The sequence below is a fragment of the Sphingomonas faeni genome (assembly GCF_040407565.1).
GTDB lineage: Bacteria > Pseudomonadota > Alphaproteobacteria > Sphingomonadales > Sphingomonadaceae > Sphingomonas > Sphingomonas faeni_F.
In genome coordinates, this window is record NZ_JAPZPR010000004.1 from 1 (window position 1) to 24,066 (window position 24,066).

General features: G+C 63.2%; 30 protein-coding genes and 1 tRNA gene. 9 read left to right on the forward strand and 22 right to left on the reverse strand.

All coding sequences use genetic code 11. From position 1 onward, the window contains the following. The 9 genes from O6Y00_RS09020 to O6Y00_RS09060 form a co-directional block, all read right to left on the reverse strand. A partial coding sequence (locus O6Y00_RS09020; protein ID WP_353442261.1) for a head-tail joining protein occupies positions 1-327 on the reverse strand: 327 nt, incomplete at its 3' end. Between the two features lies 1 nt (position 328). After that, the gene (locus tag O6Y00_RS09025) at positions 329-640 is read right to left on the reverse strand and encodes a hypothetical protein (RefSeq protein WP_353442262.1); all 312 of its coding nucleotides are present in this window, start codon (positions 638-640) and stop codon (positions 329-331) included. Positions 641-729: 89 nt separating this feature from the next. Beyond that, complete coding sequence (locus tag O6Y00_RS09030) at positions 730-1,065, reverse strand: DUF2190 family protein (protein WP_353442263.1); 336 nt, start codon at positions 1,063-1,065, stop codon at positions 730-732. A 6-nt stretch (positions 1,066-1,071) separates the two neighbouring features. Continuing rightward, entirely contained in the window at positions 1,072-1,374 is a 303-nt protein-coding gene (locus O6Y00_RS09035; RefSeq protein ID WP_353442264.1) for a hypothetical protein, read from the reverse strand. Between the two features lie 63 nt (positions 1,375-1,437). Further along, positions 1,438-3,618 (reverse strand): ClpP-like prohead protease/major capsid protein fusion protein, encoded by a 2,181-nt coding sequence (locus tag O6Y00_RS09040; protein WP_353442265.1) that lies wholly within the window; start codon positions 3,616-3,618, stop codon positions 1,438-1,440. 1 nt (position 3,619) lies between these two features. Further along, positions 3,620-5,140 carry a phage portal protein gene (locus O6Y00_RS09045; RefSeq protein ID WP_353442266.1) on the reverse strand — a complete coding sequence of 507 codons (1,521 nt, stop codon included), beginning with the start codon at positions 5,138-5,140 and terminating at the stop codon, positions 3,620-3,622. Between the two features lie 2 nt (positions 5,141-5,142). Further along, the gene (locus O6Y00_RS09050; RefSeq protein WP_353442267.1) at positions 5,143-5,367 is read right to left on the reverse strand and encodes a hypothetical protein; all 225 of its coding nucleotides are present in this window, start codon (positions 5,365-5,367) and stop codon (positions 5,143-5,145) included. A 2-nt stretch (positions 5,368-5,369) separates the two neighbouring features. Next, entirely contained in the window at positions 5,370-7,256 is a 1,887-nt protein-coding gene (locus tag O6Y00_RS09055) for a phage terminase large subunit family protein (RefSeq protein WP_353442268.1), read from the reverse strand. Positions 7,257-7,350: 94 nt separating this feature from the next. Continuing rightward, positions 7,351-7,791: a terminase gene (locus tag O6Y00_RS09060; RefSeq protein WP_353442269.1), complete on the reverse strand. Its 441-nt coding sequence runs from the start codon at positions 7,789-7,791 to the stop codon at positions 7,351-7,353. A 689-nt stretch (positions 7,792-8,480) separates the two neighbouring features. Here O6Y00_RS09060 and O6Y00_RS09065 point away from each other — a divergent pair. Further along, entirely contained in the window at positions 8,481-9,080 is a 600-nt protein-coding gene (locus O6Y00_RS09065; protein WP_353442270.1) for a hypothetical protein, read from the forward strand. 41 nt (positions 9,081-9,121) lie between these two features. On the opposite strand, the gene O6Y00_RS09070 is transcribed toward O6Y00_RS09065, so the two are convergent. Next, positions 9,122-9,694: a hypothetical protein gene (locus O6Y00_RS09070; protein ID WP_353442271.1), complete on the reverse strand. Its 573-nt coding sequence runs from the start codon at positions 9,692-9,694 to the stop codon at positions 9,122-9,124. A 465-nt stretch (positions 9,695-10,159) separates the two neighbouring features. On the opposite strand from O6Y00_RS09070, the gene O6Y00_RS09075 reads away from it, so the two are divergent. Beyond that, positions 10,160-10,501: a hypothetical protein gene (locus O6Y00_RS09075; RefSeq protein ID WP_353442272.1), complete on the forward strand. Its 342-nt coding sequence runs from the start codon at positions 10,160-10,162 to the stop codon at positions 10,499-10,501. 23 nt (positions 10,502-10,524) lie between these two features. Here O6Y00_RS09075 and O6Y00_RS09080 read toward each other — a convergent pair whose 3' ends face one another. The 4 genes from O6Y00_RS09080 to O6Y00_RS09095 form a co-directional block, all read right to left on the reverse strand. Next, positions 10,525-11,298 (reverse strand): DUF1376 domain-containing protein, encoded by a 774-nt coding sequence (locus tag O6Y00_RS09080; protein ID WP_353442273.1) that lies wholly within the window; start codon positions 11,296-11,298, stop codon positions 10,525-10,527. 68 nt (positions 11,299-11,366) lie between these two features. Beyond that, entirely contained in the window at positions 11,367-12,791 is a 1,425-nt protein-coding gene (locus O6Y00_RS09085; RefSeq protein ID WP_353442274.1) for a replicative DNA helicase, read from the reverse strand. Then, positions 12,788-13,783: a DUF7146 domain-containing protein gene (locus O6Y00_RS09090; RefSeq protein ID WP_353442275.1), complete on the reverse strand. Its 996-nt coding sequence runs from the start codon at positions 13,781-13,783 to the stop codon at positions 12,788-12,790. Before O6Y00_RS09090 ends, O6Y00_RS09085 begins: the two co-directional genes overlap by 4 nt. After that, positions 13,780-14,250 carry a hypothetical protein gene (locus tag O6Y00_RS09095; protein ID WP_353442276.1) on the reverse strand — a complete coding sequence of 157 codons (471 nt, stop codon included), beginning with the start codon at positions 14,248-14,250 and terminating at the stop codon, positions 13,780-13,782. The genes O6Y00_RS09090 and O6Y00_RS09095 overlap by 4 nt, the downstream gene beginning before the upstream one ends. Between O6Y00_RS09095 and O6Y00_RS09100 the strand changes: the two genes are divergently transcribed. Both O6Y00_RS09100 and O6Y00_RS09105 read left to right on the forward strand, forming a co-directional pair. Next, positions 14,241-14,501 (forward strand): hypothetical protein, encoded by a 261-nt coding sequence (locus O6Y00_RS09100; protein WP_353442277.1) that lies wholly within the window; start codon positions 14,241-14,243, stop codon positions 14,499-14,501. The two genes, O6Y00_RS09095 and O6Y00_RS09100, sit on opposite strands and share 10 nt — an antisense overlap. 96 nt (positions 14,502-14,597) lie before the next feature. Further along, positions 14,598-14,918, forward strand: a complete 321-nt coding sequence (locus O6Y00_RS09105) for a hypothetical protein (RefSeq protein ID WP_353442278.1) — start codon at positions 14,598-14,600, stop codon at positions 14,916-14,918. A 105-nt stretch (positions 14,919-15,023) separates the two neighbouring features. Here the strand turns inward: O6Y00_RS09105 and O6Y00_RS09110 are convergent, their stop codons facing one another. Further along, complete coding sequence (locus O6Y00_RS09110; RefSeq protein WP_353442279.1) at positions 15,024-15,218, reverse strand: carph-isopro domain-containing protein; 195 nt, start codon at positions 15,216-15,218, stop codon at positions 15,024-15,026. Positions 15,219-15,383: 165 nt separating this feature from the next. Here O6Y00_RS09110 and O6Y00_RS09115 point away from each other — a divergent pair, with 165 nt between their 5' ends. From O6Y00_RS09115 to O6Y00_RS09125, 3 genes are all read left to right on the forward strand, one after another. Further along, a complete protein-coding gene (locus O6Y00_RS09115; RefSeq protein ID WP_353442281.1) occupies positions 15,384-16,010 on the forward strand; it encodes a hypothetical protein in 627 nt (208 codons plus the stop codon). A 136-nt stretch (positions 16,011-16,146) separates the two neighbouring features. Further along, entirely contained in the window at positions 16,147-17,631 is a 1,485-nt protein-coding gene (locus tag O6Y00_RS09120; protein WP_353442282.1) for a hypothetical protein, read from the forward strand. A gap of 199 nt (positions 17,632-17,830) precedes the next feature. Then, positions 17,831-18,079 carry a hypothetical protein gene (locus O6Y00_RS09125; protein WP_353442283.1) on the forward strand — a complete coding sequence of 83 codons (249 nt, stop codon included), beginning with the start codon at positions 17,831-17,833 and terminating at the stop codon, positions 18,077-18,079. Between the two features lie 340 nt (positions 18,080-18,419). On the opposite strand, the gene O6Y00_RS09130 is transcribed toward O6Y00_RS09125, so the two are convergent. Together O6Y00_RS09130 and O6Y00_RS09135 are read right to left on the reverse strand one after the other, a co-directional pair. Continuing rightward, a complete protein-coding gene (locus O6Y00_RS09130) occupies positions 18,420-18,593 on the reverse strand; it encodes a hypothetical protein (protein WP_353442284.1) in 174 nt (57 codons plus the stop codon). Between the two features lie 501 nt (positions 18,594-19,094). After that, positions 19,095-19,283 carry a hypothetical protein gene (locus O6Y00_RS09135; RefSeq protein WP_353442285.1) on the reverse strand — a complete coding sequence of 63 codons (189 nt, stop codon included), beginning with the start codon at positions 19,281-19,283 and terminating at the stop codon, positions 19,095-19,097. A 98-nt stretch (positions 19,284-19,381) separates the two neighbouring features. Here O6Y00_RS09135 and O6Y00_RS09140 point away from each other — a divergent pair, with 98 nt between their 5' ends. Together O6Y00_RS09140 and O6Y00_RS09145 are read left to right on the forward strand one after the other, a co-directional pair. After that, on the forward strand, positions 19,382-19,618 hold the full coding sequence (locus O6Y00_RS09140; RefSeq protein ID WP_353442286.1) for a hypothetical protein: 237 nt from the start codon (positions 19,382-19,384) through the stop codon (positions 19,616-19,618). After that, positions 19,618-20,880, forward strand: a complete 1,263-nt coding sequence (locus O6Y00_RS09145; protein ID WP_353442287.1) for a hypothetical protein — start codon at positions 19,618-19,620, stop codon at positions 20,878-20,880. Before O6Y00_RS09140 ends, O6Y00_RS09145 begins: the two co-directional genes overlap by 1 nt. Here O6Y00_RS09145 and O6Y00_RS09150 read toward each other — a convergent pair. The 5 genes from O6Y00_RS09150 to O6Y00_RS09170 form a co-directional block, all read right to left on the reverse strand. Beyond that, on the reverse strand, positions 20,874-21,365 hold the full coding sequence (locus tag O6Y00_RS09150) for a hypothetical protein (protein WP_353442288.1): 492 nt from the start codon (positions 21,363-21,365) through the stop codon (positions 20,874-20,876). The genes O6Y00_RS09145 and O6Y00_RS09150 overlap by 7 nt on opposite strands. Positions 21,366-21,442: 77 nt before the next feature. Next, positions 21,443-22,444: a hypothetical protein gene (locus O6Y00_RS09155; protein ID WP_353442289.1), complete on the reverse strand. Its 1,002-nt coding sequence runs from the start codon at positions 22,442-22,444 to the stop codon at positions 21,443-21,445. A gap of 147 nt (positions 22,445-22,591) precedes the next feature. Then, a tRNA-Lys gene (locus tag O6Y00_RS09160) sits at positions 22,592-22,667 on the reverse strand. Between the two features lie 156 nt (positions 22,668-22,823). Further along, positions 22,824-23,930 (reverse strand): rod shape-determining protein RodA, encoded by a 1,107-nt coding sequence (gene rodA, locus O6Y00_RS09165; protein WP_353442291.1) that lies wholly within the window; start codon positions 23,928-23,930, stop codon positions 22,824-22,826. Continuing rightward, positions 23,927-24,058 carry a hypothetical protein gene (locus O6Y00_RS09170; RefSeq protein ID WP_353442292.1) on the reverse strand — a complete coding sequence of 44 codons (132 nt, stop codon included), beginning with the start codon at positions 24,056-24,058 and terminating at the stop codon, positions 23,927-23,929. Before O6Y00_RS09170 ends, rodA begins: the two co-directional genes overlap by 4 nt. Between the last annotated feature and the right edge of the window lie 8 nt (positions 24,059-24,066).

Here is a 24,066-nt window from a genome sequence, read left to right on the forward strand (position 1 = left end):
GCCGCAGGTCCAGCCGATCCGCTCGAGGTCGAGCACCGGGTCTCCGAACAGCGTGAAGACGTCGCCGCCGGTGACCTGGCCGTCGACTATCTCGCCGCCGATCACGACGAAATCGCCGGGCTGCGGAGTCTCAACGTCGGACCTCCGCAGTTCCAAAATGGTGCCGGCGTTGTCGATCACGCGGCCTTGCCCGAACCCGGTATCGCGATCTGGCGCGCTGCGGATCACACGGACATTGACCGGCACACCGTCCGCCGGCTGGAACACGGCCGCCGCCGATCCTGGCGCCATAAACAGGGCGTCGAGAGCGAGGGCGAACGGGTCCATATCAGTCGGTCTTCGCCGCACGATGCGCGCGGATCGCGGCGATGATGTCGTCCTTGCGGTTGGCGCCGGTCAGGTCGACAGTTTCGAGCGCGGCAAGCGCCTTGAGGTCGTCGACGAGCATCGCATCCAGGCCATCGCCGACCGGCTCCGCGTCGTCATGATGGTCGCCCTCAGCGTCCTCGGCATCGCCAGCGAGCACACCCGCAAGCGCGAGGCGGCTGGCCTCCTTATTCGACACGGTGATCGCGCCTTCGTGGGGATGGCGGATTTCTCCAGCCACGATCGTCGGGCCGAAGATGGTGATCTTCTTCATGGGGGATCGCTCCATACAATGGACGGGCGACGTGTCGCCCACGCCGCCCGTCAGTTTCCACCGGGTCAAGGGGAGGGAACCCCGGTGGGTTAGGCGGCGATCTGGCCGGTGAGCAGCACGCGACCGGTGACGGCCGCTGACGCGGCTGCCTGTGTGGCGGCACCGATCAGGTTGGCGTTCGCGGTCGTGGTGACGTTGAACGCGGTGTTGTCCCAGTAGAGCTTCTGCCCTGCGGTCCACGCCGCGCCGGCCGCCTTGGTCAGGTCCCAGACTCCGACGCGCCGCGCCTCGACCGGCTTACCAATCGCAGCCGCTGCAAGAGCAACGGCGAAGATGCCGCCGACCATGAAACCGTCGCCGCTCGCGAGGGCGCGCGGCGCGGTGAGGGTGAGCGTGTCACCCGGCTGGACGAAATTACGTGCCATGCTGGCTTACTCCTTCGAGGCCGCGCCCTTGCGGGCGGGCTTTGCTTCGGGGGTGGCCGCCGGGGCGACCTGCGAGAGGTGAGGGTTGCTGAGCTCGGCCGCGGGGACTTGGCCGCTCGCTATCGTGATCGCTTCCTCGGGTACCTCCGCGACCTGCTCGTCCGAGAAGCCTTCGGTGACGTCTTCGGCGAGCTTCTCGTCGTCGACGAGGCGTTTGGCATCGGCGTCCGACACGGGGATCGAACCCTCATGGGGATGCCGGAGAACGCCGCCGACATAGGCGGCGCTCAAGAGCGTGATGAACTTCATGGGATATCTCCAGATGCAGGAGAGCAGCGCGCAGCTGCCCTCCTATTTCTCAGACGGGGCCGATCAGGCGCCCGGCTGCTTGTACGCCGAGCGGTAGTTGACCGCGCCGGTGCCGTAGTCGTGGCGGACCTTCCACTCGACACCGTCGACGCGCCAGCCGTCCTGGCTGTCGGTGAACGGCTCGGTCACCCCGTTGAGGAAGACCACCTCGAGTGCCGGCGCGGTGCTCGGATCGGCGAAGCCGTAATAGGCTGGGCCGGTCAGGCGCTGCGTGGCGATGACATCGCTGAGCAGGCCCTTCACGATGTTCGGCTTCTGCAGCTTGTTCACCGCATCGGGGTCGTACTCGCTCCCGTTGATGGTGATTGCAGCACCGCGCAGGCTGCGCGGCACGAGCAGGCGATCAAGGCCGATCTCCAGATACTCGTTGCCGCTGATGTCCTTCTGGGCGCCCATGGCAGCGTCCATGGCATCGAATGCCGCGACCGAAGGCGCTGCGCCGGTCGCCGCGAGGTTGCCGTGCGCGGCGTCGAACAGCGGGAGTCCGTCGTTCATTACGGGGTTGCTGTTCAGCAGCGCGTAGACGTCGACCTCGATCGTCAGCTTGGCGGCGCGGCCGAGATCCACGGCGAGGCCGGAGAACACGTCCATGTCGTCGTTCACGATCGCCTGGCGGCTCAGGTTGATCATGTTGCCGACCGTCTTGGCAACGATCATCTCGCGGGCGAGGTCTGGGATCGGCTTGTTCTTGAATTCGCCAGCCTCGTTCACCTGATCGAGCGCACCGAAGCTGCCGCGCAGGTACCGCGTGTGCGGACGGAAGTCCGTCACGGTGCCGATGCCGCAGAAGCGGGTCCAGGTGTCCGGCGTGGTGGCATAGGCCGCCTGCAGGATGCGGTGGATCGCGTTCTCGAACAGGACGGGGAAGTCGCTGGTCGTCTGCGTGATGACGGCTGCCTGCGAGGTCATCGCGTGGCGGACGATCATGTCGGGGTCGCGCATCGAGCGGGTGTTGGTGCCGGCGTTCTCCAGTGATTCCCGCGCCAGGTCGACGTTGCGCATGCCGCGGAACTCACCCGGATCGATCTTCAGCGCCTTTTCGCCGGGATGAGCGAGAGCGTGCGCCTTCTCGACAAGATGGGCGACGCCCGCCTTGACGAGCAGCCAGTTGGTCGCGCCTTCCCGAAACTTGTCGCGCTGATCGACCGTGACGCGGGCCGGGCTGTTGTGGCCGACGTTGGCAGCGTCACCGCCCTCGGCGAGCTTGTCGAGGATCTTCTCGCGCGCCGCGGCAAGCGTGGTATCACCGTTGACGAGGTCGTCGATGAATGCCGCGGTCATGCCGTGCTTCGTGCCCAGCGAGCGGATGCCGCCGATGCGCGTGCGCTCGGTTGCGATCGCAGCCTGCACGTCGCTCGACTGAGCCGCATTTGCGGTGCTGGCAGTTGCCGCGGCAGCCAGGGCAAGCGCGCCGGTCGAGGGCAGGGCGTCCTTGGCATCGAGCGCGGCCGCGGAATTGACGATCTTATCGATCTCATTCTGCGTGCCGCCCTCCTTTTGGTACTTGTCGATCGCGGCAACCAGCGCCGCGCGGGTCTTATAGAGGTCCATGGTTGTCTCCTGTGGACGTTGAGGAGCGGACGCGGCCGCTTTTGGCTTGCCGATCATCGCCATTGCGGAGATGCGCGGGGTTTCCGGGGCCTTGCGGAACCCGAATGCAGTGACGTCGCAGGCCGCGGCGCTGGACGCCTCGGTTACGGACGTGATGAATTTCTGCTCGAGCGCCTGCTCGGAGGTGAGCCACGTCTCGGCATCGAGCATCGGGACGATCTCGTCGGCCGTAAGCCCGGTCTGACCGGAATAAATGCGGACCAGCTGATCGCGGATGACGTCGAGCTTGTCGGCAGCGGCGCGGAGCTCGCGCGCATCGCCGATGGCCACATCCCAGGGATTGTGGATCATCAGCAAAGAATTATCGGCCATGATGATCTCGTCGCCGATCATGGCGATTACGGACGCCATCGAAGCGGCGAGGCCGTCGATATGAATCGTGACTTTGCGGCCCGCGCCTTTGGCGCTGGCGAGCGCGTTGTAGATCGCCAGCCCCTCCATGACGTAGCCGCCGGGGGAGTTGATGCGAACGACGAGGTCGTCGTCGCTGCTCGCGATCAGGCCGAAGAGGGTCTTGGCGTCGAGGCCGTCCCACTCGTCGCCCACGATCCCGTAAATCAGGATGTCGGTCATATCAGGACTCCTTGGGCGCGGATGGCGCTGCTTCTGCAGGGTTGCCGACTGCGGTCACGCGACGCGGATCGCAGTCGAAGACTAGCCCGAGCTCATCGAGCTTCTTGAAGTCGGCAATCGCCTCGGCGAGGAACGTGTCGGGATCCTCGCCGCGCTCGCGCGCCCACTGCGAGATCGTCTTGCCACCAGCGCGGATCGCGTCTCGCGATGCCTTCACCTCGTCCGACGGATTGATCATTTCCCGGCCGGGGGGTGTCCAGCGGACGGTAACTCCGGAGACGTTTTCGCCCACGAACTCAAGCGCCTCGATCATCCACGCGCTGACCGCGCCGCAGAATTGCGGGATGAACATGGTCCACTGCCAGGCAGCCAGCGAGCGCTGATATTCCAGCCAGCCCATTCGGCCCGACGAGAAATTGACGTTCGACAGGTCGCCGGTCAGCGCCTCGTATGGAACACCCAGGCCGGCCGCGATCGCGCGCAGCGAGACCTTGGTATAGTCGGCATACCCGTCGACCCCTGGGGGCGACGAGAACGTCACCTCTTCCCCGGGTCGGCCGTACTGGAACGTTCCAGGCTCGATATAATCGAGGGGCTCGCGGTCGTCGGGGCTGACGCCGTCCTCGGTTTGGATGCCTGGAATGACACCGCCGTCGTCCTCACCAGTGACGAAGCCGACGAAAGCTGACGCCAGTTTCTGGCGAGTGAGTTGCGCGTCTTCGAAGTCCGCGAAGTCTTTCATCCGCAGAACGATCGGAGCCAGCCAAGTCGCCCCGTGCTCCATCTCAGGGCGATCGGCGCGGAATACATGGGCGACGTCCACCGCCTTGATGAATGTCGAACCGAGCGAGGAAGGCCGCGCGCTGCCGGGGTGGCCGTTATACAGCCAGTAGCCCTCCCGCGCGCCGATCGGGTTGAACTGGACGCCGTTGACGAGGAAGCCGCCGTTCACCCCGGGCGCGGTTTCTAGCGGGCCATGCTTTGACGGGTCGATATAGTCCGGCTCGAGAACCTGAAGCTGTACCGGGAGCGGCAAGCCGTCCGATGCCCGGCGCCAACGGCGCCGCACCACCACGGCGCCGCTTTCGACGATCGTCCGCGCGGCCTGCAGCTGAAGGCCGTAGAGATCATGCCGGCCGCCGCTGTCGCACGCGCTGGTATCGAAGTGTGCGCGCGCCTTCGCGTTCAACAGGTTGTCGATCTTGCCGTCGCGGTAGACCTGGAACGTGATGCCGGTGCCGACGAGGTTGTTGGCGATCGTGGACACGCCGCGCGCGGCGAAGGGATTGTTACGCACTAGGTCGCGAGCAATGCCGCGCAGCGCCGCGGCGACCGCCGGCGACAGCTCGCCGTTCGCGTCGCGTTGCGTCCGCCGCCAGCCCGCCGCGCGGCGTCCGAACGTGGCGCCGTCATATTCCGCACGCGGGCCGCCACGCGCGATGCGTTGCCGCGGGGGCTGGACTGGGGCCGGTGCCGCAGCCGGACGCCGGAACAACCGATCGATAAGGGTGCGCTCAGCCATTCTTATAGGCCGCTGCGGTAATACGGCACGCGGAAGCGGTTAGTGCCGCTCAGTGCCCGCGCCTGCATCTTCAGCTGCGCGTCGACGACGGCGATTGCCGCGGACACGGCTTCGACCGTCTGGAAGGTGGTCTCGCGACCATCTGCGAACCGCACCTTCTGAGCACCGGTCGCTACGGCGACGAGGGTCGAGTGGAGCTTGTCGAGATCGGTCTGCTGGTATGCCATGCCTACCTCCTTCGGTTGCTGGTGAACGGGTTCTGTTTCTTCGCCCGCGGCGACGACACCGTGCGAGAGTCCGACATGCGCTGGCTTTGGATGTCAGCGCGAAGAGCGTCCGCCTTCTTCTCGGCAGCCGCGACTTGCCGCTCAGCTACTGCGTTAGGTTTTGTGAAGTCGCCGCGGGCCTTCTGCCAGTCCAGGTCCCGCCAGCGATCCACACCTAACGAGAAGGCGACCGCGCGGGCGTATACCGCGTTATCAAGAGCCTCATTGCGATCCCGAACCTTGTGCCATTCGCGCCGGAACCCGCCGCTGCGTAGCCGGATCATCCGAAGCTCTTCGGCAACCAACTGCTTGATCCATTCGTCGGTCGTGCCGTCCGGCAGGTAGACGTAGCCATCGAGGTAAGCCTCGCCGTCGACCGGCTTATCCTTTTCGAGGTCGCCGAATAGCTCGAGCTTCAACATCGATGTGCCGATGTTCCAGAGCCGGACGCCCTTCTTCAGCTTTCGCCCATTGACCGTGACATCCTGCCAACTCGGCGCGCCGATAGGCTGGTTGGCAGCGATCGCGTGCCGCCCCTTGACGGCCATGGCGAAGCCCGGATGGCGGCGAGCCCAGCTGTAAACCTCCATGGTGTTCTCGCCGTCGCCGGAATCGATCGCGACGCGGGCGAGGCGAAGCGACCGACCGTCTTCCGTCGACCATGTCCGCGAGATCTGCTCGTCGAGCTTCTTCCACGTTGCCTTGTCGGATATCGACCCAAAAACCTCGATGCGCTCTACGAACTCGCGACGCCCGGCCGGACCGAACGCCCACACGTCAAGATCGATACGCCCCCCGCCGCCACGCTGAACGTCCGCCGCGCCAATCAGCAGGCCGGCTTTCGCCGATGGGGTGCCGAGCCGCATGGACTTCTCCCGGCGATCATAGAGGCGCTGCCATTCCGGCGCCTCGCCGCGCTCCGCCCATGCCTCGCCGAGGACCTGGTTAACCCACGTCCGCAGGAGGTTCGGGTCCTTGCGGACCTCCATGAACTCGCGCGCGATCTCCAGCCACGCGGCGCCTGGGTGCTGACTGTACGCCGCCCAGATATGGAACGAGCGGTGCCGGGGAAACGCGATCGGGTTGTGGGCGCGCCACTCGCCGTTCTCGTCCATCCAAGGCTTCTCGGCTTCGTCGATCTCACAGCCCTGCTCGCACTGATACCAGGCGCGGGTCGGATGTTCCTTCGGCTCCCATCTGATTCCTGCGCCAGTGCCGTCGCCGAACACCAGCGTTTGAACGTGTCCGCAATGCGGGCAGGGGACGTATCGGAATTCCTGGCTGCCCTGTTCGAACAAGGCGTCGATCCGACTGAAGCCTTTCACCTTCGGCGTCGAACCGGCAGCGCTGAAGCGCCGCGGCGATGTCAGGTTGCGCTTGAAGGCGAGGCGGGCGGGGTCGCCCTCTTCCTTGGTTGCCCAGGGGTATCCGTCGCACTCTTCAAGAAACACGTCGTCCGCGGTGACGCGGCGAAACTCTTTCGGGCTGTTAGCGCCCTTGATCTGTATCCAGCCGCCTTTGTACCGCTTGGCCCTGATCTGGTTGTCGGCATGCCGCGGCTTAAACGTCGCGACCTTACGCACGACGGCCCATTGCAGGACCGGATCAAGATCATCCCGGCTGAACTTCTCTGCGTCATCGATCGTGGGCTGATAGATCAGCGTCCGCGCGGGATCGTGAGCGATGCGCCACGCGACGAAGCACTGCAGGATCGTCGAGTAACCAATGCGGCTGCTCTTTCTGACCGATAGCTGCGACGTCTCTGGGTCGGTGAACGCATCGGCGATATCCGCCTGAAACGGGAATGGCCGGATCCTCGCCCCGTCATCGGAACGGGCGTGCTCGGTCATGAACTTGGAAAGCGGGGGCCGATCGCGCGGCTTGCATGCCGCCAACCAACCCTGCGCGAGCGCTACACCGTGAGCGCCGGGGGCGCTGTACGGTTCAGTTACCTCCGTCGTCGTCGGGCTCGTCGTCATCAAAGCCCCCGCCGCGCGCCTCTTCGATCCGGGCCATGCTCAAGTCGGTGAGGACGTTGTTGATCTCGGTATCGATCCGAGCGCGGAGTTTGACGTCGCCTTTGCTGACGCGGGAACCGACCTGCTGAAGCTGGGCGACGATCATCACGATCACGCCGGCACCTGCGGCGACCATGTCTGGCAGAGAAGCAAGCTCGCGCCTGCGCTCCGCGTTATCCATTGCCTTCGCGTCGGCCTGCTCTTTCGCCAGGCGCGCGCGCTCATCCTCGAGGTTCAGGCCATCCGCATTGTCGCCTGCCTTGCCGAGGCGGAAGTTGACGAAGGCCTCGACGTACTGCTCGGCGGTTTCGCCGGGACGGGGAAAATCCCCTGCCTGCATACGATCGCGAACCCAGCTGTCGGACATGCCGACGAGCCATGCGACGTCAGCGCGCGTCAAGGTGACAGTGTCTAGACTTGAAATTGCCGCCTCCCGTTATTTGCGAACGGCGGAAAACTGCCAAAAACTATACTTAGGCGGCGGCACTTAGGCCGATCTTGCGCCTAGAAACTTTCCGCGCCTTTGCCCCCCGTATAATCCAGGAGGCCCGGAAGGACCCAAGGGGGCCGTCCCACGATGTGGGATGACCGGGTCGAGGCCGGTCGATGCGCCTCGAAAATCGCCTCAGGTTAGAGGGTTAGCCCCGCTGGTTTGAATACTCGGCGGACAGTCAGCGCCCGCGCACGGCAGCCCGTAGGTCGATCGCTGCCTGCTCAGCCTCCTCGATCAGGCGCTCGCTGCGGCCCTGGTGACGTTACCCTGAGGCCATGTCCTCGGCGATACGCAGCACGCGCATGCCGATGGCCTCGACATGATCGGCGGTGGTTGGCTGATACCGTGTCGTCACATGACGCCCTCCAGTGGCACATACGACAAGAGCCGCAACCCTCGCAGGCGCGGCTCTAACAACTGGTCATCTATCTACGTTGCGGGGGGGACGCCGTCAACAGCTTACAAGCATCCATTATGGATGTTCTATGTGGTTGACCGCGCTCTACTTTCTCCTCAGGATTTTCGCATTCGGCCTGGGGAGGCCGACTCAGAGGGGGATACCAATGAAAATCGCCATCGGCGCGTTCGTTTGCGCGCTCACTATTGCTACGCCTGTCGTTCATGCGCAGACCGCACCGGCCGCCGTCGCCGCGACAACGACTGGAACGTTACGGGCCGGCAGTTCCGTCCCGCTGAAGATGTCCGAAGGACTGACGACCAAAGGCAAGAAGCTGAAGGTCGGCCAGCGGTTTCAGCTCGAGACCGCCGAACCCATCATGGTTGATGGCAACGTCGTGATTCCGGCTGGCAGTCCGGCTGTCGGCGAGATCACTGAGGTCCGCAATAAGGGCATGTGGGGCAAGTCGGGCCGCATCAACGCCCGCGTGCTGTACGTTCGCGCGAACGGCCGCCAGATCCGGCTGACCGGATCGCTCGATGACAAGGGGACGACGGGGACCGCCGGTGTCGTTGGCGCCGTGGCCCTGCTGCCGATCGCCGGGTTCTTCATGACCGGTACAAGCGCTGACATCCCGCTTGGTGCGCCGGTCAATGCGTTCATCGACGAGGACGTTTCGGTAGCTGTCGTGCCGGCATCTGCGCCCATGATCGTCGCGCCTGCCGCGTCGCCCAGCGTTGTGACGGGAATCCCAGTCAAGAAGTGAGCGCGGAGCCCCCGGCGCTGCCATGCCGGGGGCTTCTCGAATTAGAATAGCCGCTCTTTCATCGCGATGACGTCAGCGACAAATTGAACTGTCGTTCGTGCTGCGGCCACTTGATCATTCCGACATTCGGTAAGGGCCGAACCCGCAAATCCAGCCGGCTCGTCGAAACGGCAAACGTTCTCGTAAACTGCCCAGTATTTGTTTGGAAAATAGCCCTTTATCCGCTTCAGATCGTCGAGAGCTTCCTGCTCTGACCACCCGTTGCCCTGCCCTGCGCCGGGGATGCGCGACAGATCCATGACCAGCCCTTTGCCACCGAGCCTCGCCCAAAGCGCCTCGCAGTGATCGATCGCCGCGGCCTGGCTATCGGACAGCAACTTAGCGGCCTTCCAGCGCGCGACAGGCGTACCGCCCCGGTTGATCAGCGTGTGCTCGGTCACGACCCGATCGGCGTCGCGCAAGGGCACGTTGACGACGGCGTGCAGGCCTCGCGCAATCTGAATCGCAGGCACGCCGATCGCTTCGCCCTTCGCTGTCACTGCGTCGGCCAGGCGCTCCGCCGGTGACTTCTGAACTCGCTTGATTTTCGTGCTGGCTTTTGGTCCCCGTGCCATCGTTCAGCCCCCGTGCCGAGTTGTGAATGCCAATGATTTTGTTCGGCTTCTTGACGGGCCCAATGGCGACAGGTGCCCGACCGAAACCAAACCTTTGTAAAGACGATATAAATAGATCGAGATTAGGTTCTTTGACTGATTGTTCATTTCTTTCAGGAGGAGCGCCGAATGCCGAGTGACCGCCGCTCTGAGCCAGCGAGTGATCATCCAATCAACGGTTCCCTCGCGGAACGTGCTCGTTACCTCACCATGCTCGGGCAATGGGCGCGAGGTGATATCGTGATCGCAGATTTCGGCACACTTGGCGGCGACGACGGGCCGGACCGCTGTTCTGAGAAATGACCCGACAGGGGGACTCGCCGCTTCGTCGCGAGCGTCAGCGTCCGCTGCTTGCCGATTAGCGGACATACTGGTGCCCAGTCGGGCTTGTTGCGCGTTGGACGTGCCGGACCAGAGGAGATCGCAATGACCGACCGCAGCACACCCGAGCCCGTCGACAACGTAAGCCTTAAATCCGGCGACGCCGATCGAACCGCGGACGGCTTCGGCAAGGGCGAAGGCTACTCCGGCGACGAGTACGACAGCGCAAACCACGCGGCCGAACGCCACCTGCAGAATCGTGACGGTGCGCACGACGCCGGCGCCGACGAACCTGCCGACGGTCGCGACATCCCGCCGGAAGCCGGCAAGCGTGCCTACATCGACAACAAAACCGGTGAGGTCCACGGGAGCGGATCGGGCGCTGGCGGTGGCAATGCCGGCGAGGACATTGACCTCGACACGTCGCGGAGCGGCCCCGAGGAATGACCCGGGCAGGGGGCATGCGGCAATCACGCGTGCTCCTCCAGCTTCCGCTGTTCGGCCGGCGGACCGGGTATGGCCATCCGCCGGTAACGTTCGGCGGTTGACCGACTGGCCTCCCGGGCTTCGTCTTGCGCCGCGACCTTCGTCCGCAACCGCGCTTCGATCCACGACACGGGTTCGGCTCGGCCGGCCGCGCTGAGCAATGCCGCGTTCGTCGCCTCCTCGCCGTGAGCGTTGAACCACTTCGCGATCAGGGCCCGGGCGGACTTCGCCGACAGGCCAGCCTCTCCCAGCAGCGCAACACCAGCGTCGAACAGAGCCTTTTTCGGATCGATCGGTGACGGCACGGCGCCCGTTACGATAGTAACGGAATCTTTCTTCTGTCCCTCTCCCTGTCCCTTGGGAGGCTCAAGGACTCCTAGAGTTGTCCCTGAAGGATCGCTTTGGGATTGCTCTTGCTCATCCTTTTGGGATCCCCAACGCTTGCTGTTCCCCTTCTTGGAGCGTGCCCGGTACGACAATTTCTTGGCCCAGGCCTCGGTCGCTTTCTCGCAAACGATCGGATGATACAAACGACCGTCGCTGCACTCGATGAAGCCTCGCAACGCGATCGTCTTCAACTTTGCCCATTTGGCGCCCGCTCCCGAAAGGTGGGCAAGCACCCGGTCGTCGGCTGGGAGACTGCCCGCCGGGACTTGTTGCCACGCCTTGCACCAAAGCGTCATCGCTGCCTTGAACTCGTCGCCGGTCGACAACGCGAACATGTCGCTATCGAGCAGGCGCACGGTGTCGAGCGGCATGAAAGCGAAGTCCCTCAGATCACAATCAATGGGTGTGAGGGGTGCAGGCAGATCAACGTTCGGCATCGCTATGCACCTTCCCTGGAACTGTAGAAATCGCTGCCGCGGACGGCTGAGTTTGCGCCGAAGAACCAGCCCAGGGCCTTGCCCGAGGGGCCGCTGCGGCGCTTGGGAACGAGGAACTCGACCTTGTTGCGCACGGCTTCCATGTCGGTTCGCCACGCCTCGTACTTGGCGCCGAACTGATCCTCCGGTTCCTGCTTCTTCAGGTATTCTTCCTCGCGGTAGACGAAGAGGATCACGTCGGCGTCCTGCTCGATCTGGCCGCTGTCGCGGAGGTCGGATGGCATCGGCCGCTTGTCCGGACGCTTCTCGACGTCGCGGCTGAGCTGCGCCACCGCCATCACCACGAGGCCCTCGGACTTGGCGAATTGCTTGAGCCCGACGCTGACCTCGCTCGCGTGCTCATAGGGCGACATGCCCTTGCGGCTGTGCGCCATCAGCTGGAGGTAATCGACGACGACCAGTTCGAGCTTCTCGCCCTTCGCGGCGAGGCGGCGCTTGTGGCTGCGCGCCTGGCGGATCAGCTTGGCCAGCGTCAGGCCGGACGTCTCGTTGATCTCGATCGGCAGCTCGTCGAACCGCGCCTTGGCGGCCATCATTGCGCCCATCTCATGCGGTCGCACGGTACCGTCGCGGACATGCTCGTACGGTACGCCGCCGCGGGGCGAGAAGGTCATGTCGGCGAGCATGCGCCGGGTAAGTTCGTCGGCGCTCATCTCGAGCGAAAAGATCAGGACGCCGTGACCCATGCCGGCCGCGCCGATCGAGTACGACGTCACCAGCGATGTCTTGCCCATGCCAGGGCGACCACCAACGACGACTAGGTTGGACGGGCGTAGCACGCCGATCGCACCGTCTAGCGAGTTGATTGTCCCGCACCGGACGCCGATGATCGGCTTGCCGAAGCTGTCGATGACGGCCTGCGCATACTCGCCGACGGAAGCCTGAGCGGTGACGACTTGTTCCGCCAGTTCCGCGACTGCCTCGTCGGCGTCGGCCACTAGCTCCTCGCGCGTCACCGACAGGTTGCGTGCCGATGCCACGACGTCCTTCAAACCTGCGACCATTCGCCGCCGGCTCGACAACATCGTGATCTGGTCGAAGTACGCTTTGGTCCGCGCCTTGGGACCGGCGTTGAGGTTGGCAGCGGCCAGCACCGAGTAGGCGCGCGGCCAATCCCCGTCCTCGGCGAAGTGCGGCGCCAGCGTCACCACGTCGACCGTGCCCGACGTCGATTGCTCGATCATCTTGCCGTAGATCCGACCGTACAGGGGAACCGAGAAGTCGGCGGGCCGGCAGCGATCGGCCACCTCGTCGATCAGCCGGTTGTTCGCCAGCAGGTCACCGAGAAATCCGATCTCCGCTTCGACGTTGTGCAGCGGGCTGGCGGTCTCGGCCGTCGCGAACTGCTCTTCGAACGCGCCGCTCATGCCCGGATGCCCCGCAGCTGGTCGTTCCAGTCCTTGAAGCCGTCCGCCGGCCACATGATCCGGGTCGAGTAGCCCTGCTCGATCAGTTCTTCCTCGACCTTCTCGACCGCGGCGCGACCGGCGGCATCGTTCTGGCCTGCGATCACGATCGAGACGATACGACGAGGGTATTCGATGTATGGCATCATCGCGGTGCCGAGCGTGACCCAGACCTCAGCGCCAAGCTCCTGCGCAAGCGAAAGCCCATCCTCTGGGCCCTCTGTCACGATTAGCTCGTCGCCCACGCTGTCGGCGTCCGAGTTGATCCGCAGCGCGCCACCCTTGATCCGACCCAGGCTGCGCTTGGGCTTCTCCATGCGCGCCTTCTGCTTCCCACCGTCGGCGAGGAAGATCCGCTGCAGGCCGATCAGCCGATCATCGCCGTCGACCACCGCACCGACTAGCGCTGGCAGGTCGGGACCGCACTGGCCGCTGTCGTCGTCGTACCAAGCCGGCGTCCTTGCGAACCGGATCGTGTGCGGGATCGGCATGATAATGCCGCGACCGCGCAGGTAGACTTCGGCGGGCGTCCTGGGGGCAGGGACCGCCTTATCCCAAACCGACTGCGCGCGATCGATGGCGCGTTGCCGATCACCCTCGTCCTCCGCCGCCGCCTTCGCGCGCTGCGCAGGATCCACGCCCGGCAAGCTCGCGGCACCGAGCCACTTCATCGCGTCGAGGAAGCCGATGTTCTCGGTCGTCATCACGTATTTGACGATGTCGCCGGACGCGTTGCAGCCGAAGCAGTGATACGTGCCCTTGGCATCGTTCAGCTGCATCGAGGGCGTGCGTTCGTCGTGGAAGGCACACAGGGCGCGCTTCTCGTTCTTGCCGGCGCGGACGACCTTGCGGGTGCGGGCGACGACGTCGCTGATGTTGTACCGCTGCTTGGCCCCATCAACCGCCTGGCGGAAAGCGGCGTCACGCCCGGCGCGACCGGTTGAACGGCTCATCGTGCGCGCCCTTTCTCGGTTGCAATCATCTCGAGCCAGATCGCCGTCAGCGCATGAACCCGGCGTATCAGCACCTCATGCGGCAGCAGCTCATGCGGCTCGGTCAGGTTGTCCGCCTCGATCGCGATGATCGCTGGCAGCAGGTTGGCGATCGTCAGCGCCGCCGCCTCGTCACCGGTGCAGATTGCGCCCGCATCGGCCCAGCGGCCGCCGACCAGCGCCAGCAGCGGATCCGCGAACCGGCCGCCCCATTCGTGGCAACCGGCGAGGAACGTCGGTAGGTCGATCGGAGAGGCGGTGTTGGCGTACGCCGCCGCCCGGTCCTCCGACTTGCCCAGCACGCGGCCCATGTCGCTCCACGTTGCGCCGTCGTCGGTCTTGATCGACGTGATGACGGCGTTCTGTGTATCGACCGCGGCAGACGCGGAGAACGTACGACGGCGTCCGTGGATGTACGGTGCGTTCATGCGGCAAATGCCTCTGCATGGTGAAAGACAGAAAAGCGCGGCAACGGATCGACCTCACGGTCATCGCGATTGCCAATCTGATCGCGGCGCTGACGGACGCCATGCGCAACGCCGACCTCGGCAACGACGTCGTGCACGGGTTCCTCGACGAGCTGGATCATCTGAACTGGATGACGATCCACGGCACGCCGCAGCGGGTGCTGAACGACATCATTGAGGTCGTTCGCGGGACAGTGCCAGTCAATGATTGAATGGTTCATCGACGCCGCCCTTCCGCGACCGGACTTGTGCTTCGGCACCTTCTGCGTATCGTCTCGGTCTGAAGAGCAGCGAGAGGCGGCGACGTCATGGATAAGGATGAGGTGGCTCGGCTCATCGCCGAGATTGAAGAGAGGGGGCGGCGGGATGCGGAAGCGGCGTACGAGCCGCATGCCGATGACGGGTTCCAGATATCCCGCGCCATCTTGCAGGTACTCGGCAGGCGCTTGGGACTTGGGTTTGTCCTGGAAGTACAGGCGGAGGTGCTCTCGAACGCTGAGCGCTGGTCAGAGGATGAAGACCCACACATGCGTGCCGATGCGGCAGAGATCGCCGCCGTCGCAAATGCAGGATATTTTGAGGACCTCATCGACGAGCTTGCCGAGAAGCTACCTGCGGGTCGCGCGTAAGTCCCTTAAGCAAATAATCTATTTGCGCGACCTGGCGGACACCACCCACTGGCTCATGAGCGGTAGTTCGCGACAGAGCGCTGCCCTCCGAAGGCAGAAGCCGAGTCATACGATTAGATCAATCGGTTCGATTACCATGCCACGCTGTCTCGCAAGATCGAGAACAGCTCGTTGCTGCCGTGCGGGTATCACATTGCGCTCCCACCAGCCTTGGACCGTCGAAGGATGCCGGTGACCAAGTAGCCGCGACACCTGCGTGATCCCACCGAGTGCCGATATCACCTTTTGCGTCATACGCATTCAAATACGTATCTAGCGTACGAGGGTCAAGCTATGACGTACGCGCAACGTGAGGTTTTTATGTCGAACGAAACGATGGGGTCGAAGCTACTCCGTTTGAAGGACCGGAGTGGTTTGACGCTAAATAATATTGCTCGCGCGGGGGGATATAGCTCAGCATCGTCATTGCAGCGTTATTTCAGCGCCGATTACGATCCACCTCATCTTCCGAAGTCGCTCGCCGATCGACTGTATGAGGCGCTGGTAGGATTCGGTGAACCGCCGATAACCCGTTTCGACATTGAAGAACTAACCGAGACCGGTTTTTACCTTAAGCGCCAACCTCGACCGCATGTATCTATTAGGCGCGTAGAGTTATCATACATATCGTGCCATCCAAGTTATGCTCTTGGCGAAGATGCGTATGAAGAGATAGAGATTGAGCTAATGGCAATTAGCGAAGAGGAGGAGGTTAGACGGTTTAATAAACCGGTGGGCTACGCTTATCGGCACATTCATGCCACCTATTGCAGTACATCGTCCATGATGCCCCGCTTTCAGCCAGGCGAGATTTTATTCTACGAAACCGACCGACCTCCTGCAATCGGATCTGACGTGATAGTGTGTCTTCAGGTAGAGGATCGAGACGCCGTTTACGCTCTTGGGCGCCTAACAATGCAAACAGCGTCTCACGTCGAACTGTTGACGTTGAGTCCTGAAAAGCGAAGCGTAATCGATAAGGCTCACGTTCAAATGATGCACCCTGTCGTTACGACGGCGGATATCCTCGGTGAGTACGCAATGGCCAATTGACTGCGTAACGCATTATGCGTAAATAGCCTCATCACCTGAGCACCCTTGCGGTCGTCAGACGGTGATCGCAGGCCCGTACCGCACGCTCCAATAGGAAGCCTCTGCCGCACTCCTGCGTCCTCGCAGGAGAACGCACATGGCAACGCAGTTCAAACACACCGGTTTCGCATACACTCCGGCACCGGCTCCACGCCCGAACATCCGGGTCGCCTTCATCGCAGGCGAGGCAACCACCGCGGTCCACAACGCGATGGCGAAGCTGCCGGCGGACACCCGCGACAGCACACTGGAGGATCTGGTTTGGGACCAGGGAGTCGCAGCGTCTTCCGACGTCGAGCTGATCCAGAGCATCGCCTGCTCACTGATCGACACGGCGCGCAATCTGCTGTCGCCAGCAATGTATACGGCGTTCCTGCGTTGGGGCGAGACGGCGTCACACGCCTGCGCGTTCTATACGAGTGATGATGACGGAGAGGAACGCTGCGCGGCGACGGCGGAGGCACTGTCCCTCGTTAGCGATGTCGATGCCGAGAACGTGCACGACCTGCTGTTCACGATGCTGCTGGCATGTATCGAGACAATCGACGCGCCCTCCTTCGGCCCTTTCGATCGCAAATACGGCGAGTTCGACGTTAACGGTGGGGATCTACTCGCCGGACTAAGCAGGGATCTACGCAACTTCTCACCAATCCCCGACATGGTGAACGAGCTCAGCGCGCGAGCCTGGGACGTGTCCAAGTCCCGGCTCGCCCTGTCGATTGAGATCGGTCACGCAATCACAAGCGCCTTCAGCTTCGCGCGGGGGGAAGACGACGCGGGCCCTTCGGAACTTGTGATGGATGGCTACGATCGCTTCATGCGCGGGCCGCTGATCCAGTGGCGTCGTGCATACGACAGCTACCGGGAGATCAAGGCGCAAGCCGAAGGATACTACAAGGATGTCGTGCTGCCAGCCGACGCGCGGTTTAGGGCAGTCCGGGACAAGTGGCCATCAAGCTACGACTTCACAAATGATGCGGCAGCGCAGGCGGAATGCAACGAGGTCGACTACACCGACATCGAGGGGCATTGCGATGGTCTCTGGGATCAGCTGCATGACGCGAAGGTCCGGCTCTATCTGATACCGGCTCCAAGCGCGGCGGAGCTTGCGATCAAGCTCAAGCTGTTCTCCGAGAACCGTGACAGCGACCTAACTCGCAGCAGGGAGGTAATCGAGCAGATGATGTTCGACGCCCGTCGCTTCGGTCGGCACGGCGCACACCTGCAAACGGATCAGGCGCTGCTTGCTGCTTTCACGACTCGGCGTCACGAGTTCGAGGCCGCCGATAAAGGGCCGTGGACGGCGGAGCAGGAGGACGCGTACTTCTCGCGTGTCGATGCCGCCGAGACGGTCTTGCTGGATACCCGCGCTACGACGCTCGAGGGCGCCATCGCTAAGCTCCGCGTTGCGTTTATGAACCAAGACGGCAGCGACTGGTCGGACCTCGCGATCTCGAACACGGCGGATCCAAAGTTCATCGAGGGCCTGCGTATGTCTGGCATGTATGAGCGCATGGCCTGGGGCGCGATCGAGGACCTTGCCCGCATCGCAGGTGTCAGCTTGGCGGAGCAGGGCGCATGACCTGCGCTACCTGCAGCCACTTTAATGCGAAGGCCGCGTCCGACGCGACGGTCGAGCCGGTGAAGGATCCGTTGAGCGCCGTGGGCATCTGTCGCCGTTGGCCACCGCGGATGACCCGGTCGAACTCTGGCCATGTTACATCGCTCTTTCCGAACGTCCATCGTGCGCACGACTGCGGCGAGCATTCGGGGCACGTACTATGACCTGCGCATCCTGCCGGTTCTGGGATCGCTACGCCGAGAGCGACATTTCGAAGAAGTTCGGCGACTGCCGCTACAACCCGCCGCGGATCAGCGAGACGCTGCTCGCGCGGATGCTCCCCGGTCTCAGCGTGCCGCTGCCGGAGTACGACGACATCGAGCGGGACATCTACGTCGCCAGCGCTTTCCCGGTGACGCACCAGGAGACCGAGTGCGGCCAGTGGGACGGGAGGGTTCCGACATGCTGATGAACCGATCGGCCAACTCGTGCGCGTCGTGCCGCCACTGGCACCGTACGGGGCCGAAGCTGGCGAATGCCCAGCGCGACCCTTCGTGCGCAGCGGACGAGGGTACTTGCCAGCGCCGGGCGCCGAGCGTGGTCCAGGGCAATTCCCCGTTCCCGGTCTCGATGTTCCCGGTTACCCATGAGAGCCGTGGTTGTGGCGAGTGGGTCGAGCGCACTGGCGCAGGAGGCGGGCCGGGCGGCGGCGAGCGGGAGCTAACTGCCGCTAACGTCACGCCGTTCCGCAAGATTGCCGCGTGACGCTTCGGAACACCGCTAGGGGAGGGGGCCCCCCGCTTGACCCGTCAGGCTGCCGTAGCAACCGCCGGATTTGCGCCCGCATCATTGGCAGCGCGGACCTGACGGATCGCTGCAGCTTCTGCCTGAACGGTGGCCGCCTGAGTTTGGCGATATTGGAAGTAGAGTGCGATCAGGGAAAACATGCGAACCTCATAGACGTCGTTGCTGCTATGCAGCATCAAACTGACATGTGGCCGTGGACTGGCAGTCCCGCAAATGCGCTCTCCCGCAGCGCAGTTGTGCTAAATGCAACCGGTCGCCGCTTCGGCTATGCCGCCTTTGGGATACGATCGATTAGATCGGCCAATGTCTCGCCCTGGAAGCTGTGCGGGCGGACGTGGCGATCGGGAAGAGATAACCGCAGGCCTCGTCGTTCGACGGGCTTCATATTTCGCACTCGGACGGCCAACGCTAAAAGCGAGCCCTCGAACAGGATTGTAGAAGACTGGTCGTCAGCCTGCTCGGCAGTCGGCAAGCGAACCAACGTCGCCTGTTCTTTCCACGGCAAGTCCATCGGTCTCGTTCCCCTCAACACTGAGACGGTACCACCCATCGCGATTGACAAAGTTAATATAAGGCAAGGTCAGCTCGATCTGGACGGAGCGTTCTTGAAAGACGTTGCGGTGTTCGATTGTCGCGGCGCCGGTTGTGTTCCGAACGCCGCGACATCGGGCCATGGGTCAGTCGGTCTCGCTCGTGCCACTGCCGTCGTTGGTCGACTTCCACTCCCCCTCGGCGACCTTATCGTCGTCGCCTTCGATCGCCTGCTCGTACGCCGCGCTTTCGTCTGCGATCCCGGCCTCTGCGCTCTTTTCGGCGGTGTCCTTGAAGTCAGCTGCGCTCGGGTCAGTTTGATTGCCGTCGGTCATTATCTGCTCCTCTCGTGGAACAGTTCGAACGCGCGACGACCGTGGCCGGGCTCCGGCGCATCGTACTATCCCAAGTCAACCCTCGGGAGTATCCACTGATGGGCCTCGCACTCGAGCGGCTGCCGGACTGGCCTGTCGCGATGACCCGGGAGATGGCGCTCGCCTATACCGGCGTTGCGGACGCGCAACTGCGCGAGTGGGAACGACGCGGCACTGTCCGCTTCTGCATGCGTGGACCTCGGGGCGCGGCGATCGCCGCCCGCTCGTCGCTCGACGCCGCAGTCCAGAGCCTGTTCGCCGCGGCCGCCGACGATGGCGTGATCGAGTTCGACTGATGGCGATCGCACGACTGCCCGCCTACGTCCGGCCGATGAAGCTCGCCGGTGACAAAACCGGCTACTATTTCGAGCTGCCGGCTTGGGCGCGACCCACGAAGGATCCAAAGACTGGCAAGCTGACAGCCGCCATGCGCCATGGCCAAGCGTGCCCGGTGATCTCGACAGCGCTCGGTACCGACCTAGCGCAAGTTCATGCGAAGGGCGCCGCGTTGAACGAGGCGCTGCGCGAGTGGCGGACCGGCGAGATGGGGCAGGGGCGTATCGCCGAGGGCAGTGTCGCCTGGCTGTTCCAGTGGTACCGCGAGCAGGAGCGCTTTACCAAGAACAAAGCGAAGACGCGCAAGGACTACAAGGCGCTCATGGACATGCTGGTCGCGTTCGAGCCGAAGGCCGGTCAGCCGCCGCTCGGCAAGCGCATGGCGTCCAAGGTCGACGCGACCGTAGCTGACAAGCTGTACCAGAAGCTCAAGGAGAAGGGCGATCGGCAGGCGTCTTATGCCATGCAGGTCTGCCGGCTCGTTTGGACTTGGGCAGCACGTCACCACCGGGTGACTGGCGTGAAGGAGAACCCGTTCAAGGGCATGGGGCTATCCAGTACCGCTACCAAGGGCAATCGTGAGACGAGCCGGGCAGAATACAACCTCTACCGCGAGACAGCCCGTAAGCTGGGCTTCCAGTCGATGGCGACCGCCGCCGCGCTGTGCTTCGAGTGCTGCCAGCGCGTGTGGGATGCGTTCGGCTTCGAGGATCCGGACGGTGTCGAGCGGCGCGGGATCGAGTGGGCTGGCTATAGGCCGGGCGTCGCAATCTCGCTGGTGCAGTCGAAGACCGGCAATCCCGTAGTATTGCCGCTGTCGATTGCCGTCGCCGGGATTGGAGACGAGCCGGGTGAGCTGGTCTCGCTGTACCCGGAGCTCGAAGAAGAGCTAGCCCGGTCGCGCGCGGTGGTTGCCGCCGACGCGACCGTGATTGTCCTCGAAGAGCGCACCGGTAAGAAATACACCGAGCGCCGCATGTCGACGATCAACCGTAAGATTTGCGACGAAGCCAAGCTACCCACGAATATGACGTTCACCGGCTTCCGGCATGGCGGTATCACCGAGATCGGCGATGCTGGCGAGGACGATGTGCGCGCGGTGTCCGGCCATAAGACGCTGGCGGTCACGCAGATTTATAACAAAGCTAGCGCGGAAAAGGCGCGTCGGATCGCCTCTGTAAGGCGTGAGCACATTAACACACTGGGCGGTTCGGCTCAGTGAGTGCCGGGAGAAACGTCTTCTAGCTTTACAGGTTTGCCGAATTCGGGATGGGTTGGAAAGAAGGCTCTGGTCGTCGGCGCGTCCGGTGCTTTTTCCAAAGTTTTACGCCTTGCCTCTTCAACCGCGATGCGATGACGAACGGTGAGCGACCGCCGGAGAATACCTGGGATCATGCCAATTCGTAGAACGGTAAACGTCGACGCAGCTACGACAACGACCTGACCAAAACGGGGCAACATCTCAGAGGTAAGGTAGGGGACCTTCGTGAAGATGGCCGGCGGCTGCGTTGCGAGGGCAACAAGGCCGATTACCACAGTCCCCACGCAACCAAACAGCAGGAAAAGCGCGTCCATAGAAGCCTGCAACTCGGACTCGAGTTCGTCGATCGCTTTAACCGATCGCCCGCTTGCCGTCATACTGTTCACGAGAAGAGAGATGGTCGGCAAAATACTAGCCGAAACCAAGCCTAGGAACGTCACGAGCATTCGACCGCTGTCCCCAGACACGGTGCCTGGGGTAAGCAAAGCTCCAGCCACGGCCGCCGCCGAAAGGGCCAAACGATCTATCGGTCGAAGTTGCAATCGATCTTCCCGGCTGCCGCCCATTCACGAAGCGCGTTCACAATCTGTTCCATAGCATCTGCAGGATCGAGAAGCGAGCCGTGCGTATTAATGCTCCGCTGGGTGGAAAGCTTCACCACACCGCCTTTCTCGCTGCCGTCACCGCGGAGACCAAGGTCGGCGGGGTCGATGTTTCGAAGAGCCTCATTGATCGTGGCTCGTGAGATCGGCTTTTTACGACTGCGCTGTTTGATCAGGACGCGGAAGAAGCCTTCGATCCAGCCATCGTCAGGAACCTCAGCACGTAGGCTTTCAATCGCCGCAGCATCCCAACCCAAGGTGGCGAGAACATCGAAGACCGTCGCGCCTTCCTCTCGGGCTCGGGCTACTTCGTTCTCAACAATATCTGTTGCCCGTTGCGCGGCCCCGGGGCGGATTCCCTCCGATCCGGCATTCGGTACCGCGGAAACCGTGATTTCAGAGGACTCACTGAGTTCCTTGCCATCCCCGGCCGTAAACTTTCCGTTGAGAATGACAGCTTGGCCAGGCTCGAACTCTTCGGCCCGCTGCAGAAGCGCGGTAAGATAGCGTTCTAAAGTCCGACCGCGGACTTGCTGACCCTCGATCAGACCGACATGGTTTCCGGCAATGGCAAAATAGAGGGTACCCTTGAGTACCCGGGCTGCATCGCCGACGTTCAAGTTCTGAAGGACGAACTCTGCCGTATCCTCTTCGAGGGATTGCATAACCGCCTGAACATCAGACCCTTCCTGCAGATGGATGAGTTGCCCAGCAAATACAGGTCCATCCCAGGTGGCTGGATCGGATATCTTGTTGAGAATGACGAAGCTTTGATCTTGGTCAATATCGATGATTCGGAGCTTTGCGTTGTCGTCCCAGTGCCGCCGCCTAAGCACGTCGATTAAGACCGCTTGAAGGTCCACTCCGTCGTTAAGCCCTTGGGTTTTCAATTGCCGATATTGGATTGTGAATTTCTTCGCCACGCGCCCTCCCGATCTGCACAGCAGAAGGGCACGACAACCCATAAGAGTCGAGCGGAGATAGCTCCAATTGTCGGAAGACCGTGTCGGAACATGTCGGGAGAACACAGCTCCGCCACCGAGAAAATCGTTTGTTTTCAAGGTGAAGGATGGTGGACGCACTTGGGCTCGAACCAAGGACCCGCTGATTAAGAGTCAGCTGCTCTACCAACTGAGCTATGCGTCCATTCCGGGGCGGTTTTGAGTGGCGCCCTGGTGTGGCACCCCGCTGCTGGAGGCGCGCTGTTAGCAGACTCGGCGGGGGCCGCAACCCCCTTTTCGTCGATCCGAGGCCGTTTTGCTCGATCAGGCCGCTTTTTCGCGAATTAAACCGGGTTTCGGCTCACCAGCCGACCGTCTTGCGGTTCTGGCGGTCGATCGACATCAGGATGCCGAGGCACAGCAGCACGGTCATCTGCGCCGAGCTGCCAAAGCTCACCAGCGGCAACGGGATGCCGACGACGGGGGCAAGGCCCATCACCATCATCAGGTTGATCGCGACGTAGAAGAAGATCGTCGTCGACAGCCCGGCGGCGGTCAGCCGGCCGAAGCGGGTCTGCGCGCGCTGGCCGACCTCGATCCCCCAGCGGATCACCAGCAGGAAGGCAAGGATCAGCAGGCAGCCGCCGACCAGGCCCCATTCCTCCGCCATCGTCGCGAAGACGAAGTCGGTGTGCCCCTCGGGGAGATAGTCGAGATGGCTCTGCGTGCCCTGCAGGAAGCCCTTGCCCCAGATCCCGCCCGAACCGATCGCGATCTTCGACTGGCTGATGTGATAGCCGGTGCCGAGCGGATCGCTCTCGGGGTCAAGGAAGATCAGGATGCGGTTGCGCTGGTAATCGTGCAGCGCGAAGTTGATCGCCAGCGGGATCGCGACCGCGGCGGTGATCGCACCGCCCGCGAACAGCCGCAGCGGGATGCCGGCGAGGAACATCACCGTCGCGCCACCCGCGCAGATCATCAGCGCGGTGCCGAGATCGGGCTGCTTCATGACGATCGCCGCGGGGACGCCGATCAGTAGCGCCGCAGGCCATACCGCGCTGAACCGTCGCGTCTCGCCAGGCGGCAGCATGTCGTAGAATTTGGCGCAGGCGAGTACGATCGCCGGCTTCATGAACTCGGACGGTTGCAGGCGGATGAAGCCGAGGTCGAGCCAGCGCTGCGACCCGCCGGAGACCTTGCCGAGGATCTCGACCGCGACCAGCGACACGACGATCAGCGCATAGGCCGGCAACGAGCCCGCCTTCCACGTCCGCTCGGGGACGTAGGACAAGGCAATTGCACCGGCGAGCAGGACGAAGAAGCGGATGCCCTGCGACAGCGCCCAGGGCTTGAGCGAGCCGCCGGCCGCGGAATACAGCACGACCTGGCCGAAACAGCCGATCGCGACCACCAACAGCAGGACGCGCCACGGCAGCTTGGCGAGCGGCTCGGGGACGATACGGTTCATCGGCATGGCGTGAGCGAGCCGCCGGCCGCGGAATACAGCACGACCTGGCCGAAACAGCCGATCGCGACCACCAGCAGCAGGACGCGCCACGGCAGCTTGGCGAGCGGCTCGGGGACGATACGGTTCATGGGCATGG

Excerpts from the sequence above, each read along its gene's own strand:
- O6Y00_RS09025 (WP_353442262.1), bottom strand. The coding sequence starts at position 640 with ATGAAGAAGATCACCATCTTCGGCCCGACGATCGTGGCTGGAGAAATC.
- O6Y00_RS09030 (WP_353442263.1), bottom strand. The coding sequence starts at position 1,065 with ATGGCACGTAATTTCGTCCAGCCGGGTGACACGCTCACCCTCACCGCG.
- O6Y00_RS09035 (WP_353442264.1), bottom strand. The coding sequence starts at position 1,374 with ATGAAGTTCATCACGCTCTTGAGCGCCGCCTATGTCGGCGGCGTTCTC.
- O6Y00_RS09040 (WP_353442265.1), bottom strand. The coding sequence starts at position 3,618 with ATGACCGACATCCTGATTTACGGGATCGTGGGCGACGAGTGGGACGGC.
- O6Y00_RS09045 (WP_353442266.1), bottom strand. The coding sequence starts at position 5,140 with ATGGCTGAGCGCACCCTTATCGATCGGTTGTTCCGGCGTCCGGCTGCG.
- O6Y00_RS09050 (WP_353442267.1), bottom strand. The coding sequence starts at position 5,367 with ATGGCATACCAGCAGACCGATCTCGACAAGCTCCACTCGACCCTCGTC.
- O6Y00_RS09055 (WP_353442268.1), bottom strand. The coding sequence starts at position 7,256 with ATGACCGAGCACGCCCGTTCCGATGACGGGGCGAGGATCCGGCCATTC.
- O6Y00_RS09060 (WP_353442269.1), bottom strand. The coding sequence starts at position 7,791 with ATGTCCGACAGCTGGGTTCGCGATCGTATGCAGGCAGGGGATTTTCCC.
- O6Y00_RS09065 (WP_353442270.1), top strand. The coding sequence starts at position 8,481 with ATGAAAATCGCCATCGGCGCGTTCGTTTGCGCGCTCACTATTGCTACG.
- O6Y00_RS09070 (WP_353442271.1), bottom strand. The coding sequence starts at position 9,694 with ATGGCACGGGGACCAAAAGCCAGCACGAAAATCAAGCGAGTTCAGAAG.
- O6Y00_RS09075 (WP_353442272.1), top strand. The coding sequence starts at position 10,160 with ATGACCGACCGCAGCACACCCGAGCCCGTCGACAACGTAAGCCTTAAA.
- O6Y00_RS09080 (WP_353442273.1), bottom strand. The coding sequence starts at position 11,298 with ATGCCGCTCGACACCGTGCGCCTGCTCGATAGCGACATGTTCGCGTTG.
- O6Y00_RS09085 (WP_353442274.1), bottom strand. The coding sequence starts at position 12,791 with ATGAGCGGCGCGTTCGAAGAGCAGTTCGCGACGGCCGAGACCGCCAGC.
- O6Y00_RS09090 (WP_353442275.1), bottom strand. The coding sequence starts at position 13,783 with ATGAGCCGTTCAACCGGTCGCGCCGGGCGTGACGCCGCTTTCCGCCAG.
- O6Y00_RS09095 (WP_353442276.1), bottom strand. The coding sequence starts at position 14,250 with ATGAACGCACCGTACATCCACGGACGCCGTCGTACGTTCTCCGCGTCT.
- O6Y00_RS09105 (WP_353442278.1), top strand. The coding sequence starts at position 14,598 with ATGGATAAGGATGAGGTGGCTCGGCTCATCGCCGAGATTGAAGAGAGG.
- O6Y00_RS09110 (WP_353442279.1), bottom strand. The coding sequence starts at position 15,218 with ATGCGTATGACGCAAAAGGTGATATCGGCACTCGGTGGGATCACGCAG.
- O6Y00_RS09120 (WP_353442282.1), top strand. The coding sequence starts at position 16,147 with ATGGCAACGCAGTTCAAACACACCGGTTTCGCATACACTCCGGCACCG.
- O6Y00_RS09125 (WP_353442283.1), top strand. The coding sequence starts at position 17,831 with ATGACCTGCGCATCCTGCCGGTTCTGGGATCGCTACGCCGAGAGCGAC.
- O6Y00_RS09130 (WP_353442284.1), bottom strand. The coding sequence starts at position 18,593 with ATGCTGCATAGCAGCAACGACGTCTATGAGGTTCGCATGTTTTCCCTG.
- O6Y00_RS09135 (WP_353442285.1), bottom strand. The coding sequence starts at position 19,283 with ATGACCGACGGCAATCAAACTGACCCGAGCGCAGCTGACTTCAAGGAC.
- O6Y00_RS09140 (WP_353442286.1), top strand. The coding sequence starts at position 19,382 with ATGGGCCTCGCACTCGAGCGGCTGCCGGACTGGCCTGTCGCGATGACC.
- O6Y00_RS09145 (WP_353442287.1), top strand. The coding sequence starts at position 19,618 with ATGGCGATCGCACGACTGCCCGCCTACGTCCGGCCGATGAAGCTCGCC.
- O6Y00_RS09150 (WP_353442288.1), bottom strand. The coding sequence starts at position 21,365 with ATGCTCGTGACGTTCCTAGGCTTGGTTTCGGCTAGTATTTTGCCGACC.
- rodA (WP_353442291.1), bottom strand. The coding sequence starts at position 23,930 with ATGAACCGTATCGTCCCCGAGCCGCTCGCCAAGCTGCCGTGGCGCGTC.
- O6Y00_RS09170 (WP_353442292.1), bottom strand. The coding sequence starts at position 24,058 with ATGAACCGTATCGTCCCCGAGCCGCTCGCCAAGCTGCCGTGGCGCGTC.